We start from the raw sequence: 14,590 nt of genomic DNA, 5'->3' as shown, positions 1-14,590 counted from the left end.
CTCCCCTTCGTCGACAGATCGGACGATCATGATCCACAGCCCACTCGAGGGAATCCGTGTACTCGACTTCGGCCAGTTCGTCGCCGCGCCCGGCGCATCGCAGGCCCTGGTGGACCTCGGTGCCGACGTGATCAAGGTGGAACCGCTACAGGGTGACTGGGTTCGCACCGGCACGTCGTTCGGTGAGGCCATTCTTCGCGCCTACAACCGGGGAAAGCGTTCGATCGCGGTGGACCTCAAGGACCCACGCGGCCTGGAGCTCGCCGAACGCCTGATCGCCGACGCGGACGTGCTCATCCAGAACATGCGTCCCGGTGCGATGTCGGCGCTCGGCCTCGGACCGGAACGGGCCCGGGAACTGAACCCGCGGATCATCTATGCGACGGTCAGCGGGTTCGGACTGCGCGGCCCCTCCCGCAACCGTCCCGGTCTGGACATCGCGGCACAAGCCGAGAGTGGTCTGATGTCCATCACCGGAACCGCCGACGGGCCCCCGCTTAAGGTGGGTACGACCATCGTGGATGCCGCTGCAGCACATGTCCTCACGGAGGCCGTCCTGGCCGCGCTTCTCGACCGGGAACGGTTCGGGCGGGTGGCAACGGTCGAGGTGTCGCTGCTCGAGGTCGCGCTGCACCTGCAGTCTTCCGACTGGACCGGGCACTCGATCACAGGGACGGCACCCCGCCGGCGCGGAAACGCCCAGCCGGGTGTCGCCCCGGCCGCCGATCTGATCGAGACGGCGGACGGCCACATCGTTCTGTCCGGCTACTCCGCGCACCACTGGCCGCGTCTGTGCGAGGTACTCGGGCGCCCGGAGCTCTCCACCGACCCGCGGTTCGTCGACAACGACGCGCGAGTTGCTCACCGCGACGAGCTGCTCCGGGAGCTGTCCAGCGCACTGAGCGGGCGCACGAGCGAAGAATGCGTGCAACTTCTCTCGACCAACGGACTCGTCGTCGGAGCCGTCCGGACCTACGACCAGGTTCGTGCCTCGGAAGATGTCGTAGCGGGTGAGATGTTCACGAGTGGAGAGCATTTCGACGGTTCGTCGTTCGACGTCGTGAGGCTTCCCTTCCGATTGGGCGCGGACCCCGACCGTAGTGTGCGAAGAGTGCCGCGCCTGGGTGAGCACTCGCACTCGGTGGCCACCGAGGCCGGATACAGTGCTGCGGAGCTTGATTCGATGGAGCAGGCCGGCGTTCTCCGGCGGGAACTCTGACCGCGGACATCCCCGTGGGCGGGCTGTCACGGCGCCCATAACCCCATCCGATGGGTCGCATCGCAGTTACGTCTTTGTACGGCACGTGTGGACCTGATTGGTTTGAGTCAGAGACGAATCAAGCAGCACGAAGGAGCAAGCAGTGCGGGACGCAGTCATCGTCGATGCGGTACGAACACCCATCGGAAAGCGCAACGGTTCTCTGGCAGGGGTGCACCCCGCGGACCTGTCCGCGCATGTGCTGAGGGCTCTGCCGGAGCGTACGGGAATCGACCCTGGCCTCGTCGACGACGTGGTGTGGGGTTGCGTGGGCCAGGTCGGAGACCAGGCCAACAACATCGGCCGCAGTGGAGTGCTCGCCGCAGGGTGGCCGGTCTCCGTCCCCGCGACGACCGTCGACCGTCAGTGCGGATCGAGCCAGCAGGCGCTGCACTTCGCGGCTGCCGGGGTGATCGCCGGCCACTACGACGTCGCGGTCGCCGGCGGTGTCGAATCGATGTCCCGCGTACCCATGGGCACCAGCCGGCAATCCGGATTTCCCTTCGGGCAGACGGTCCTGGACCGCTTCGCCGTGGACACGTTCAACCAGGGGCTCGGGGCCGAGATGATCGCGGCGCAGTGGGACCTTCCTCGCCGCCGACTGGACGAGTATGCGGCTCACTCGCACGAAAAGGCCGCCCAGGCAGCCAAGTCCGGCGCTTTCGACTCGCAGATCGTCCCCGTACCCGGCGCAGCTTCGGCGGACGAGGGCATCCGGATCGGCACCACCGCGGACACTCTCGCGAGTCTGAAGACGCCCTTCCGGGCCGACGGAGTCATCCACGCCGGCAACGCCTCGCAGATCTCGGACGGTGCGGGCGCGCTGTTGGTGACGACCAGCGAGCACGCACGGAAGCTGGGCTTGAAGCCGATTGCGCGGATCCACACCGCCGTGACCGTCGGCGACGATCCCGTGATCATGCTGACCGGCCCGATACCGGCCACCGCGAAGGTGCTCGAGCGCTCGGGCCTGGCGATCGCCGACATCGGCGCCTTCGAGGTCAACGAGGCCTTCGCCCCGATTCCCCTCGCCTGGATAGCCGAAACCGGCGCCGATCCGGCCTTGGTGAACCCGGCCGGGGGTGCGATCGCCCTCGGGCATCCACTCGGCGCATCCGGTGCCGTCCTGACGGCACGCTTGATCAATCACATGCGGGACAACGACATCCGATACGGATTGCAGACGATGTGTGAGGGCGGCGGCATGGCCAACGCCACGATCTTCGAGCTGCTCTGACGGTCGCGATACAGAAAGTCGGTCAAAGTGAAGAGAACCATCTACAACGAGGACCACGAGGCGTTCCGAAAGGTGGTCCGCGACTTCCTCGTCAGGGACGTACAGCCGAAGTTCACCGAGTGGGCCGAGGCGGGCAAGGTCGACAAGGCCGTGTTCCGCAAGGCCGGCGAGATCGGCATCCCGGGTCTCCAGATCCCCGAGGAGTACGGCGGGGCAGGGCTGAAGAGCTTCAAGTTCAACGCCGTCGTCGCGGAGGAGCTCGCGCGTTCCGGCGCAAGTCTGGGCGGACTCGCCCTGCAGACGAACGTGGTGCTCCCCTACTTCCTCGAATATGCGACCGATGCCCAACGTGCGCGGTGGCTTCCGGGCATGGCGGCCGGCAGCATCGTGGGCTCGATCGCGATGACCGAACCCGGTACGGGTTCCGATCTCGCGGGCATGGCCACGACCGCGCGGCGTGACGGCGACACCTACGTACTCAACGGCGCCAAGACGTTCATCACCGGCGGTATCAACTGCGACCTGGTCGTGGTCGTGGCACGCACCGCCAAGGGCGAGGACCGCCGGGACGGCCTGACACTGTTGGTCGTCGAGGACGGCACGCCAGGATTCGAACGTGGCCGGAACCTGGAGAAGATGGGGCTCAAGGCCCAGGACACGGCCGAGTTGTCGTTCGAGGACGTTCGAGTCCCGGTGGAGAACGTACTCGGCGAGGAAGGCAAGGCGTTCGGGTACCTCGGCTTCAACCTCCCGCAGGAACGGTTGTCGACGGCGCTGAACGCGCAGGCATGTGCAGAGACCGCGCTCACTCTGACGGTCGAGTACGTCAAGGAGCGTCGAGCTTTCGGCACCACGATCAGCAGCTTCCAGAACACCAAGTTCGAACTGGCGTCCTGTGCCATCGAGATCGAGGCGGGGCGGACGATGGTGGACCGCGCGCTCGAGGAGCTCGACGACGGCGCGCTCACCCCGGCCGACGCGGCCAAGGTGAAGGTCTTCACCACCGAGCTGTTGTCCAGGGTCGTCGATCGTTGTCTGCAGCTGCACGGGGGATACGGATTCATGTCGGAGTACCAGATCTCCCGAATGTACGCCGACGCCCGTGTCACGCGAATCTTCGCCGGCACCACCGAAGTATGTAAGTCGATCATCAGCAAATCGCTCGGTCTGTAGGGGTAAGGAAGACCATGATCAAGACACGATTCACCGAACTGTTCGGCGTGGAGCACCCGATCGCCCAAGGCGGAATGCAGTGGGTCGGCCGCGCCGAACTCGTTGCCGCAGTGGCGAACGCAGGTGCTCTCGGATTCATCACCGCGCTGACGCAGCCCACGCCGGAGCATCTCGCAGCGGAAATCGCGCGCTGCCGGGAGATGACGGACCGGCCGTTCGGTGTCAACCTCACGATGCTGCCCTCGATTACGCCCCCGCCCTATGCCGAGTACCGCGACGTCATCATCGAGTCCGGTGTGAAGATCGTCGAGACCGCGGGCAACAGCCCGGCACCGCACATGCCGGCGTTCCTGGCGGCCGATGTGAAAGTGCTCCACAAGTGCACGAGTGTGCGCCACGCGCTCAAGGCACAGGCGCTCGGTGTTCACGCACTGAGCATCGACGGTTTCGAATGTGCGGGTCACCCCGGGGAGGACGACGTTCCCGGACTGGTGCTGATTCCCCTCGCGGCCCGCGCACTGGGCGTCCCGTTCATCGCGTCGGGCGGCTTCGCCGACGGCCGCGGGCTGGCGGCGGCGCTGGCGCTGGGCGCGGACGGCGTCAACATGGGCACCCGGTTCATGTGCACGGCGGAGGCACCGATCCATCACACGATCAAGCAGGAGATCGTCGACGCCTCCGAGCTCGATACCGAACTCATCTTCCGGCCCCTGCGCAACACCGCTCGCGTCGCCAGCAACACCGTCAGCCGTGAGGTCGTCGGTCTGCTGGCCGCCGGTGCGGCGTTCGAGGAGGTTCGCAGTCTGGTGTCCGGCGCGCGCGGCAGGCGGGTGTACGAGTTGGGCGACCCCGATGCCGGTATCTGGTCCGTGGGCCTGTCGCAGGGCTTGATTCACGACATTCCGACCGTCGCCGAGCTCGTCGACCGAATGGTCGGTGAAGCGACGGAACTGATCCAGGGGCGCCTCACCGCGCTCTGCGACAGCACCGCGCCGGCGCTCCTCGACTCCTGATGACCGCAGCATCGAGAGGGGACGTGCGGGTCCGGCACCACCGGAGCGGTCGCCTGGACATCGAGTTGCACCGTCCCGAGCGGAGGAACGCGCTGACGGTCCCGATGGTGGCTCGGCTCGCCGAGGCGATCCGTGAGGCCCAGGCGAACGACTCCGTCACCTCCGTTCTGCTGTACGGGGCCGGCGGCTGCTTCAGCGCGGGAGTGGATCTCGTCGAGATGCAGTCGGACGGGCCCGCGATCTCGGCGGCGATCGAAGATCTGCACCGCAACCTGTCGCGACTGGACAAGCCCCTGGTGGGCGCGCTCGAGCGAGCGGCTGTGAACGGTGCGGCGGCCGTCGCGCTCGCGTGCGATCTGCTCGTGGTCGGGGAGCGGTCGTTTCTCGAGATCGGCGAGGCCCGGATGGGCATCGCCGCGCCGAACAATCTGCGGTGGCTGCTCGCCAAGTACAGCCCGAACCAGGCGTTGCAGCTCACGCTCGCGTGTGAGCGGCAGTACGGCCCGGACCTTCTGCGCCGCAACATCGCCTACGCGGTGGTCCCGGACGGGGAGGTTCTGGAACGGGCGACGGCGCTCGCAGAGGGGATCGCCGGCTATCCCGCGAGTGCGGGAGCCGCGATGAAGAGGTCGATTGCGGCCGGCGGTCCGGAACCGAGGTGAATCGACCGGTCCCCCGCGCTCCTGCAGATCCCCTGTGTTGTAGAGAATTACGAAGGAATACCGAATGGCTATGACGACAACCGCGGAGCACCGCGCACTGCGTGCGGCGGTCCGCGAGTACCTGTCACGGACGAGTGACGCGACCGACATGCTGGCCCTCCAGGAGACCGACCTCGGATATCGCCCCCAGGACTGGGCGACGATGGCGGACCAACTCGAACTGCAGGGACTGCTGGTCGGCGAGCAGTACGGCGGCGCGGGCGCGGGCATCGGGGACGTCGTGGTGGTCGCGGAGGAGTTCGGTCGCTTCGCGACGTGCAGTCCCTTCTTCGCGAGTTCGGTGCTCACGACGCTGGCGTTGGTCGACTGCATCGAGGACGAGCAGGCCCGAGATCTGTTGCCGGAGCTCGCGGCAGGAACACGCATCGGGTGTCTCGCATTCGCCGACTCCGACGGATGGCTCCGCGCCGGCGCCGAGTCGGTGCGCGCGCATGCCGCTGACGGCGGCTGGAGACTCGAAGGGACGGCCCACCATGTGATCTTCGGACACTGCGCCGACACCGTCGTCGTCGCTGCCCGGAGCGAGGACGGGCTCGCGCTCTTCGTCGTGGATCCCGCGTCAGCCGACCTCACGTGTCGCCGCGAACCCTCGTTGGATCAGACCCGGCCGCTGAGCACGATGACGTTCGGCGGTGTCGTAGCGCAACGTGTGAGCCGCCCGGGAGATGTCTCCGCCTCGCTGTCGCGCGCCCTCGACAAGGCGCTCGTCGTGCAGGCGGCCGAACGCGTCGGCGGCGCTCGACGTTGTCTGGAGCTGACTGTCGACTACGCCAAGACTCGGCACCAGTTCGGTCGACCGGTCGGGGCCGCCCAGGCGGTGAAGCACGGGCTGGCGGACCTGGTTCGTACGCTCGAGCCGATCGCCGCCGCCGTCTATGTCGCGGCGGAGGCTGCGGACACCGATGGGCAGAACCTGGCGATGATGGCGAGCCTCCTCAGCGTCGCGGGGTCGGACCGATACCTGCAGATCGCGGGAGAGGCGATTCAGCTGCACGGCGCGATCGGGTTCACGTGGGAGCACGAGGCCCACGTGCACCTCAAGCGCGCGAAGACGGATCAGTTGTTGTTCGGCTCGCCCGCGTGGCACCGCGAACGCTTGATCTCCTTCGTTCTCGACGGCAGCACGAGTACCGCAGCTCCAGTGCGGCCCTACGAACCCGACGTGCTTGCGCAACTACGGGCGGAGGTGCGTACCTGGTTGTCCGACAACGTATCTCATGGTGTCCCGCTGGAGTACGCGCAGGAACCGTTCGCCCACCGCGAGACCGCCGCGGAGGCGCACTGGATCGACCTCCTGCGGAAGGGTCGATGGCTGTGCCTGTCCTGGCCCGAGGAGTACGGCGGCCGTGAGTTGTCGCCAGCCGAGATCCTCGTCGTGGAAGAGGAATTCGCTCGCGCAGGGCTCCGACGTCCGCAACTGGGCATGGGCGAGATGCTGCTGGCCCCGTCGCTTTTGGCGCACGGGACCGCGGACCAGAAACGCAGGTTTCTGCCCCGCATCCTCTCGGGTGAGGACACCTGGTGCCAGGGGTTCTCCGAGCCCGAGAGCGGATCGGACCTGGCCTCGCTGCGCGCCACCGGCACCATCGAGCGCGACGAGTTGCGAATTCGTGGTGACAAGATCTGGACCAGCAACGCGGATCAGGCGAACATGATGTTCCTCCTGTGCCGCACCGACCGTGACGCGCCGAAGCATCGGGGTATCTCCTTCGTGTTGGTGTCGATGGAGGACAACGGTTTCGAGGTGAGTCCCATCCGGATGGCTTCCGGCGATCGTGGCTTCGCGCAGGAGAAGATCACCGATGCGCGGGCATCGCTGGACGACGTCGTCGGAGGCCTCGGTAACGGTTGGGCGGTGGCGATGACGACACTGGGAGCTGAGCGGGCAGGCAAGGCGGCGACACAGTATGTCGGCTACCGCCACGAGCTGGGAACCTTGATCCGCCGTCTCGACGAGAAGGACAGACTCGGCGACGACGGCGTCCGGCAGCGATTGGCCGACCTCGCTGTGGAGGTGGAGCTGATGCGCGCCGTCGGATCCGGCATCAGTGCCCGCATCGTCGCGGGAGAGAACGTCGAGGATCTGTTGGCGATCGACAAGCTCAATTGGTCGGAGTACCACTGCGAGTTCGGTTCGGTCGCGTTGGAACTGCTCGGAGCCTCGGCTCTGAGCCGGCCTGCGGGAGACGGATACGAGCTGGACTCGCTGCAACGTGTGTTCCTGGAGAGCCGTGGGCGCCGTATCGCGCGGGGTTCCAACCAGATCCAGCGCAACATCATCGGCGAACGCCTGCTGGGGCTTCCGAAGTAGGGGTGCCCATCCATTTCGGCGCACGAATGCCAGTTCCGGGAAGCGATTCTTCGGTGAATTATCGTGCGTTCCCGCTGCGAAAAAGCTTCCCGGCGAATTCCGGCAGACTGACCCGAGGCATATCGGCGGCCTATCATTGCGATAGGTCGCCGATATTTGTCCTCTGTGATGCGCACCATTTCAATTGACTGTTATGAGCACAGTCACAACCGACCAGGTGGGAGCGCTGCATGAGCATCACTGACAGACGGAACGCGACGGGTGACGACGCGGCCCCCATCACCCCCGCGGGCTCCACATCCGCGGGAACGTGGACAGCACGAACCGCTTGGAGCATCACGCTTCTCGTCATGGTCCTGCACACCGTGAACTTCGCAGACAAGGCCGTTCTGGGTGTGGTCGCGCGGCCCATGGCAGAAGATCTGGGGCTGTCGAACGCGGACATCGGTCTGCTCGGGAGTGTGTTCTACGTTCTGTTCGTCGTCACAGGACTCCTGGGCGGCTTCATCGCCGACCGGGTGAAGATCGTTTGGGTGCTGCTGGCAATGGCACTTCTCTGGTCCCTCGTTCAGATACCAATTCTACTGGTCGGTACTTTCGGTGCCTTGATCGTCAGTCGAATTCTTCTGGGCGCGGCCGAGGGGCCGGCCGCTTCACTGGTCAACGTCGCGGTATTCGGCTGGTTCCCGAAAAGCAAACGCGGGTTCCCCTCCGCCGTCGTCTCGTCCGGGTCCTCGGTGGCCAAGATTCTCGTCGTGCCGGCTCTGACGGTCGTGGTCGCGACGTTCGGATGGAAATCGGCCTTCTTCACCATGATGCTGGTCGGCGTCATCTGGGCGGTCGTCTGGATCTTCGTGGGCAAGGACGGCCCCTACTCGGTGAACAGTGCGCGGGAGCGCGCGAAGGAGAGCGGTCAGTCGGTCGTCAAGCGGGTGAGCATTCTGCGAATCGCCGCGTTGCCCACCTTCTGGGGCGGAGTGCTCGGCCTCTTCGCGATCTACGGCATGGTCACGGTTGTTCTGACATGGCTGCCTTCCTATTTCGAGGAGGGCCTCGGCTACAGCCGCATCAATTCGGGCCTGCTGTTCGCACTGCCGAGTGTCACCGGTATGGGAGCGATGTTGCTCGGCTCCTTCGTCACCGATCGTCTCTCGGTACGTGGCATGACGGTTCGCGCATCTCGGGGCATGGTGTCCGTCGCAGCCCTACTCCTGTGCGGTGCCTGCCTGGCCGTGATTCCGTTCGTCGGCCCGTCGTGGGCGGTCGTGACCCTGCTCGTCACCGGTTACGGAATCGGCGTCGGCGTGCTTCCGCTGATGTTCGTCGCCATCACGCACATCAGTCCGGAACGTCAGGTCGCTTCCACTCTCGGTGTTTTCGTCGCGCTTTTCCAGTCCTCGGGAATCGTCGCCCCCTGGCTCACCGGGTACCTCGTGGACGCCGCACCCACCCCGGTCGACGGTTACACCTCGGCCTTCCAGCTTCTCGGCGTGCTCACGCTCGTGGGTGCAGTGGTCATGTTCCTGACCATCAATCCCGAGCGTGATCGCGCTCGGATCGCGCGCATCGATGCGTTGACGGATGCGGACGGTTCGGCCGAGGACAGCGCGCTCTACGCAGCGTCCAGCCGCCGTGAGCCCGCCGCATCGGACGAGAGTCGACGCGCAGACTCCTGACCGCACGGGCCGGTCCGATCATCACATTGCTTCACTCGAAAGGTTTCATGTTGTCGACCCACTACGCAGTTGCGGGCAACGTCGCGGTCATTTCGCTCGACCATCCACCGGTGAACGGACTCGCCCTCGCGGCGCGCCAGGCAATTCTCCGTGACGTCGCCCGTGCCATCGAATCTCCCGAGATCGGATCGATCGTGTTGACCGGCAACGGGAGAATCTTCTCCGCGGGTGCCGACATCACCGAGTTCGGGACTCCCGCTGCGCTGGCCGAGCCGTCACTTCGTGCGTTGATCGCCGCTCTCGAGGACGCGCCGAAGCCGGTTGTCGCCGCCATCGACGGAGTCTGCTTCGGCGGGGGCCTCGAACTCGCCCTGGGAGCTCACTATCGTGTCGCGGTGGCGACGGCCCGGCTCGCGCTCCCGGAAGTGAAGCTCGGGCTCGTGCCCGGCGCCGGCGGTACGCAACGCCTCCCGCGGGCCCTGGGTCTCCGTGCGGCCGCGGAGATGATCACCGGCGGTGCGGCCCGCACCGCCGCGGCACTCGCGGAGGTTCCTGGGCAGAAACTTCTCGACCTGGTCGTGGACGCCGACGTCGGCAGCGCGGCAGTGCGGTTCGCGCAGAGCCTGGGTGACTCGGTTCCGTTGCCCCGTATCCGCGACGTCACCGTCGATCGGGACGAGGATCTCGCGCCGCTGCGTGCCACCCTCGTCAAGCGGGGCCGGGGACTGCGCGCTCCCCTGGTCGCGCTGGACCTGGTGGAGCAGGCGCGCGGCCCCTTCTCCGCCGGAGCGAGTGCCGAGCGAGCTGCCTTCGCGCAGCTGGTCGAGGACGGTCAGTCGGCGGGGCTCCGGCACGCCTTCTTCGCCGAACGGGCGGCCCAGAACATCCCGGGCATCACGAAGGACGCCACCGTGAGAACGGTGAGCAAGGTCGCCGTCGTCGGCGCCGGCACGATGGGCACCGGTATCGCGATGAACTTCTTGAACGCGGGTATCCCCGTTGCGCTCTCGGAGTCGTCGCGAGAGGCGCTGCTGCGCGGGGTAGCCGCTATTCGCCGGAACTACGAAGCGCAGGTCGAGAAGGGCCGGCTTGCGTACACCGCCTTCGTGGAACGGATGGGCCTGCTCGAGACGAGCCTGGAGTACGCGGACCTGGCGTCGTGTGACCTCGTCATCGAAGCCGTCTTCGAAGACATGGACGTCAAGCGCGTGGTGTTCACCGAACTCGACGCTGTGATGAAGCCCGGAGCGATTCTGGCAACCAACACCTCGACCCTCGATATCGATCTGATCGCCGAGTTCACGCGCCGACCGTCCGACGTGGTCGGACTGCACTTCTTCAGCCCGGCGAACGTGATGTCCCTCCTGGAGATCGTCCGGCCGAAAAAGGTCTCCGACGAAGTCCTGGCGACGGTTCTGGAGGTGGCGCGACGGATCGGCAAGGTTCCGGTGGTCGCAGGCGTGTGTGACGGCTTCATCGGCAACCGCATGCTCGCGCGGTATCGGCGGGCCGCCGACGACCTGCTGGAAGCAGGCGCGTCGCCGGAGCAGATCGATTCGGCGATCGAGCAGTTCGGTTATGCGATGGGTCCCTACCGGGCGAGCGATCTCAGTGGTGGCGATATCGGGTGGGCGGTGCGGAAGCGGCAGTACCTGGAGAACCCGGGCGTCCGACGTAACGAGATCGCCGACGAGCTCTGCGAGATGGGAAGGTTCGGCCAGAAGACCGGCGCGGGTTGGTACGACTACGAGGACGGACGCCGCGATGCCGTTTCCAGCCCGGTCGTCGCGGAGCTGCTCGAGTCGTACTACCGGCGCAACGGCATTCTGCCACAATCCTTCTCGGCGGACTCGATCGTGCAGCGACTGGTGTTCTCGCTCGTCGACGAGGGCGCGAGGATTCTCGAAGAGGGAATCGCCCTCCGTGCTTCCGACATCGACGTGGTGTACATCGCGGGTTACGGATTCCCGCGCTATCGCGGGGGTCCGATGTACTACGCGGAGACGGTCGGACTCGCGACGGTCGAAGCAGCCTTGCGTGCCGACGGAATCGAACCCGCCCGGCTGTTGGTGGAGTTGGCAAGGGACGGAAAGACGTTCGACTAGTTCGTGGCCAGGATGTGAATGGCCGGGCGGGTCTCTCCGACCGGTGGGTGCGAGGCACCCATCGGTCGCGGAGGGGTCGCCCGCCTTCGTGGCGGCGGGATCGCCGAACAGACCTCGGGCGCGGCGAACCTACGATGCACCCTCGGAATCGACGTGCTCGACTCCTCGCAACGCCGTCTCGAGAAGGGCGCGGGCGGCGGGAGACAACATGCCGGGTCGGTGCATGACGGCGACTCCGAGGACCAGTGGCGGCTGCATCGACCGCGCCACCACCTCGGACGAATCGATGTTGTCGACGACTGCCTGCGACGTCCAGGCGATACCCGCCCCGGCCGCCACGAGCGGAATGGTGGCCTGTCGATGCTCGGTGACCACGCCGATAGCCGTGCGCCGGGCAGAGCGACGGAGGGCACCCTCCACCGCGACGCGGCCCTGCGCGCCACCGGTCACCGCGATGACCGGGAGGTCGGGAACCTGATCGAACGGCAGCGGATCGGGGACCTCCTCCGCGATCCGCCGGGGAAGCGCGATGCAGAGTTCCTCGCTTCCGAGCGAGTGGGTTTCGAGATCGTGATCGTCGGTCTCGGGGTCGACGAACCCGAACCCCAACTCGACGCTGCCGTCGCGCACAGCCGCCGCAACGGCCGCCTCCGAGCTGTACTCGCGGATACGCACGCTCACCGACCGGTAAGTCCGCCGAAGTTCGCCGACCAGCGCGGGCACCCGTGACTCGTAAAGGCCTGCGGTGGTTCCGATGTCGACATGCCCGCCGTGGAGGCCGGAGAACTCGGCAACGGAGGCCTGGGCCGTCGCCACATCGCGCAAGAGCTGACGTGCGGGGGCCACCAGGGCTGATCCCACGGCAGTCGGGACCAGGCCGCGGCCGACCCGGTGGAACAGGGGCGCGCCGAGATCACGCTCCAGGGTCTGTATGGACTGCGACAGCGACGGCTGGGCGAGATGGAGCGCCGACGAGGCGCGGACGAGGCTGCCGTGTTCGATCACGGCGAGAAAATGCTCGGCTTGTCGGAATTCCACATTCACCTCACCGCTGCCGTGGCCCGCGCCCGGCACGTTCGACTCCGGTCGCGAGGCGCCGGTGTCTCCATTTCGAGCTGTCAGCTTATCGCTCGAGGAAGGTTGTATAGGGTTCGGTGGTGGACTCACGTCAGCTGCGCTACTTCTTGGCCGTGGTCGACAACGGTAGCGTCACCAAGGCCGCCGAGGTCCTGTACGTGGCGCAGCCGGCGCTGTCCCAATCGCTGCGGGCGCTCGAGTCGGAACTGGGCGCCGCACTCTTCCGCCGGGTACCGCGCGGAATGGAATTGACCGGAGCGGGAGCGGCATTGGTAGGCCCCGCCCGTCAGGTGGTCCAGTCGTCCCGGCGCGTGGACGAGACCGTGCGACGACTCGTGTCTCTCGAGCGGGGGTGGCTCGACGTGGCCTGCCCGTCGGATCTGGCGGTGGACCCGTCGGCGTCCCTCATCGCAGAGTTTCGGGCACGGCACCCGGGCGTACGGATCAACCTGGTGGACCCCGGCCCGAACGCCGATTCGACGACCGTCCTGAGATCTGCCAGGTGCGAGGTCGCTATCGACTATCTTCCGGTCGACGACGCGAAGCTGGCCACACACCCGCTCGGCCGCCGCCGGTTGGTGCTGGCGCTGCCGGAGAACTACGAGACCATGGCTGCCCCGACCCTCCCGATCGAGTCGCTCGCCGACCTGCCGCTGGTGGCGGGCGGTCGCGGGACGGTGGTTCGCGAGGAGCTCGAAAGAGTTTGCGGCCATCACGGTTTCGCTCCCCATGTCATGGTCGAGGTCGAGCACGAACACAACGTGCACCTTCTGGTCGTCGCGGGGGCCGGCGCGGCTTTCGTCACCGAGCCGGAGGCGCGTCTCGCCGAACGTCGTGGCCTCCGGATCGCGCGAACGACACCCGAGCTGGGACGTGACTTCGGGCTGGTGTTCCGCACCGGCTCCCTTTCCCCGGCCGCGCTCGCCTTCGTCACGTTCATCACCGCGTCCGGTGATGTTCTCGATCTTTGATGGTCGACAGGCGGGAGCTGCCGAGGTATTCCCGAAACCGATCCCTCCTGGTGGAAACCGATCTTTGACTCGAGGTAATCGATCGTCGACGGTAAAACGTATGCGCCCGAGCGAGATCGGACGCAAGAGTAGCTGAGTCGTCGACGCCCGACCGTACGGCGACGGCAATCGGAGGAAAGGCCTGTCCATGAAGTTCGAGACCATCCGCCTCGATGTCACCGACGGCATCGCCACCATCACGCTCGATCGTCCGGATCGGCTCAACGCGTGTTCCATCGAGATGAAGGACGAGATCATCCATGCCTTCGACCACACGGATGCCAGCGACGAGGTTCGCGCGGTGATCGTGACGGGGTCGGGTAGGGCGTTCTGTGCCGGTGCCGACCTGTCCGAGGGCGGTTCGCGCTTCGACGTACCGAACGACGACAACGGTGACGTTCCGCGGGACGGCGGTGGTGAGATGACGTTACGCATCTACGATTCGGTGAAGCCCGTGATCGCCGCGGTCAACGGCCCCGCGGTCGGGGTCGGCGCGACGATGATCCTCCCCATGGACATCCGACTCGCGTCGGAAGACGCGAAGTTCGCGTTCCCGTTCACTCGCCGCGGCATCGTTCCGGAGAGTTGTTCGAGCTGGTTCCTGCCGCGCCTGGTCGGCGTGGACAGGGCGCTGGAATGGCTCTATATCGGAAGGCTGTTCACGGCAGCGGAGGCGGCGGACGCCGGTCTCGTGCGCGCCGTGTGCCCGGCCGACGAGTTGCTCGGTGCCGCCCGCGCGCTGGCCACCGAGATCATCGACGAGACGGCGCCCGTTTCGGTGACACTGACCCGTCAGTTGGTGTGGCGCATGCTCGGTGCCCGCCACCCGATGGAGGCTCACGTCGCGGAGTCGCGCGGTTTACGCGCGCAGGGTTCGAGCAGCGATGCATACGAGGGCGTCACATCCTTCCTGGAGAAGCGGCTCCCCCGATTCGAGCGGACCGTGGGTTCGGACCTGCCCGATATCTTTCCGGACTGGAATCCCCCTCGGTACAGCTGAGCGCCACC

General features: G+C 66.5%; 11 protein-coding genes. 10 read left to right on the top strand and 1 reads right to left on the bottom strand.

What is annotated here, in order from left to right:
• Positions 1-28: 28 nt before the first annotated feature.
• The 8 genes from A6I89_RS10990 (at position 29) to A6I89_RS10955 (ending at position 11,495) form a co-directional block, all read left to right on the top strand.
• Entirely contained in the window at positions 29-1,219 is a 1,191-nt protein-coding gene (locus tag A6I89_RS10990) for a CaiB/BaiF CoA transferase family protein (protein ID WP_044991515.1), read from the top strand.
• Positions 1,220-1,361: 142 nt separating this feature from the next.
• Positions 1,362-2,495, top strand: coding sequence for a thiolase family protein (locus A6I89_RS10985; RefSeq protein WP_022598592.1), 1,134 nt, complete (start codon positions 1,362-1,364; stop codon positions 2,493-2,495).
• Positions 2,496-2,522: 27 nt separating this feature from the next.
• A complete protein-coding gene (locus A6I89_RS10980; protein WP_022598590.1) occupies positions 2,523-3,668 on the top strand; it encodes an acyl-CoA dehydrogenase family protein in 1,146 nt (381 codons plus the stop codon).
• Positions 3,669-3,682: 14 nt separating this feature from the next.
• Complete coding sequence (locus A6I89_RS10975; protein ID WP_022598588.1) at positions 3,683-4,681, top strand: NAD(P)H-dependent flavin oxidoreductase; 999 nt, start codon at positions 3,683-3,685, stop codon at positions 4,679-4,681.
• Positions 4,681-5,343 (top strand): enoyl-CoA hydratase/isomerase family protein, encoded by a 663-nt coding sequence (locus tag A6I89_RS10970; protein WP_044991494.1) that lies wholly within the window; start codon positions 4,681-4,683, stop codon positions 5,341-5,343. The genes A6I89_RS10975 and A6I89_RS10970 overlap by 1 nt, the downstream gene beginning before the upstream one ends.
• A 64-nt stretch (positions 5,344-5,407) precedes the next feature.
• Complete coding sequence (locus A6I89_RS10965) at positions 5,408-7,714, top strand: acyl-CoA dehydrogenase family protein (RefSeq protein WP_044991493.1); 2,307 nt, start codon at positions 5,408-5,410, stop codon at positions 7,712-7,714.
• A gap of 230 nt (positions 7,715-7,944) precedes the next feature.
• The gene (locus tag A6I89_RS10960) at positions 7,945-9,390 is read left to right on the top strand and encodes an MFS transporter (protein WP_049910672.1); all 1,446 of its coding nucleotides are present in this window, start codon (positions 7,945-7,947) and stop codon (positions 9,388-9,390) included.
• A 47-nt stretch (positions 9,391-9,437) separates the two neighbouring features.
• On the top strand, positions 9,438-11,495 hold the full coding sequence (locus A6I89_RS10955) for a 3-hydroxyacyl-CoA dehydrogenase NAD-binding domain-containing protein (RefSeq protein ID WP_022598580.1): 2,058 nt from the start codon (positions 9,438-9,440) through the stop codon (positions 11,493-11,495).
• Positions 11,496-11,624: 129 nt separating this feature from the next.
• Here A6I89_RS10955 and A6I89_RS10950 read toward each other — a convergent pair whose 3' ends face one another.
• Entirely contained in the window at positions 11,625-12,533 is a 909-nt protein-coding gene (locus A6I89_RS10950; protein ID WP_022598578.1) for a LysR family transcriptional regulator, read from the bottom strand.
• Between the two features lie 119 nt (positions 12,534-12,652).
• On the opposite strand from A6I89_RS10950, the gene A6I89_RS10945 reads away from it, so the two are divergent.
• Both A6I89_RS10945 and A6I89_RS10940 read left to right on the top strand, forming a co-directional pair.
• Positions 12,653-13,543 carry a LysR family transcriptional regulator gene (locus A6I89_RS10945; RefSeq protein WP_162149957.1) on the top strand — a complete coding sequence of 297 codons (891 nt, stop codon included), beginning with the start codon at positions 12,653-12,655 and terminating at the stop codon, positions 13,541-13,543.
• Between the two features lie 187 nt (positions 13,544-13,730).
• On the top strand, positions 13,731-14,582 hold the full coding sequence (locus tag A6I89_RS10940) for a crotonase/enoyl-CoA hydratase family protein (protein ID WP_022598574.1): 852 nt from the start codon (positions 13,731-13,733) through the stop codon (positions 14,580-14,582).
• Positions 14,583-14,590 lie beyond the last annotated feature (8 nt).

It is taken from the genome of Prescottella equi (genome assembly GCF_002094305.1).
In the GTDB taxonomy this organism is placed as follows: Bacteria; Actinomycetota; Actinomycetes; order Mycobacteriales; family Mycobacteriaceae; genus Prescottella; species Prescottella equi.
This window is presented reverse-complemented; position numbering and strand designations above follow the sequence as displayed.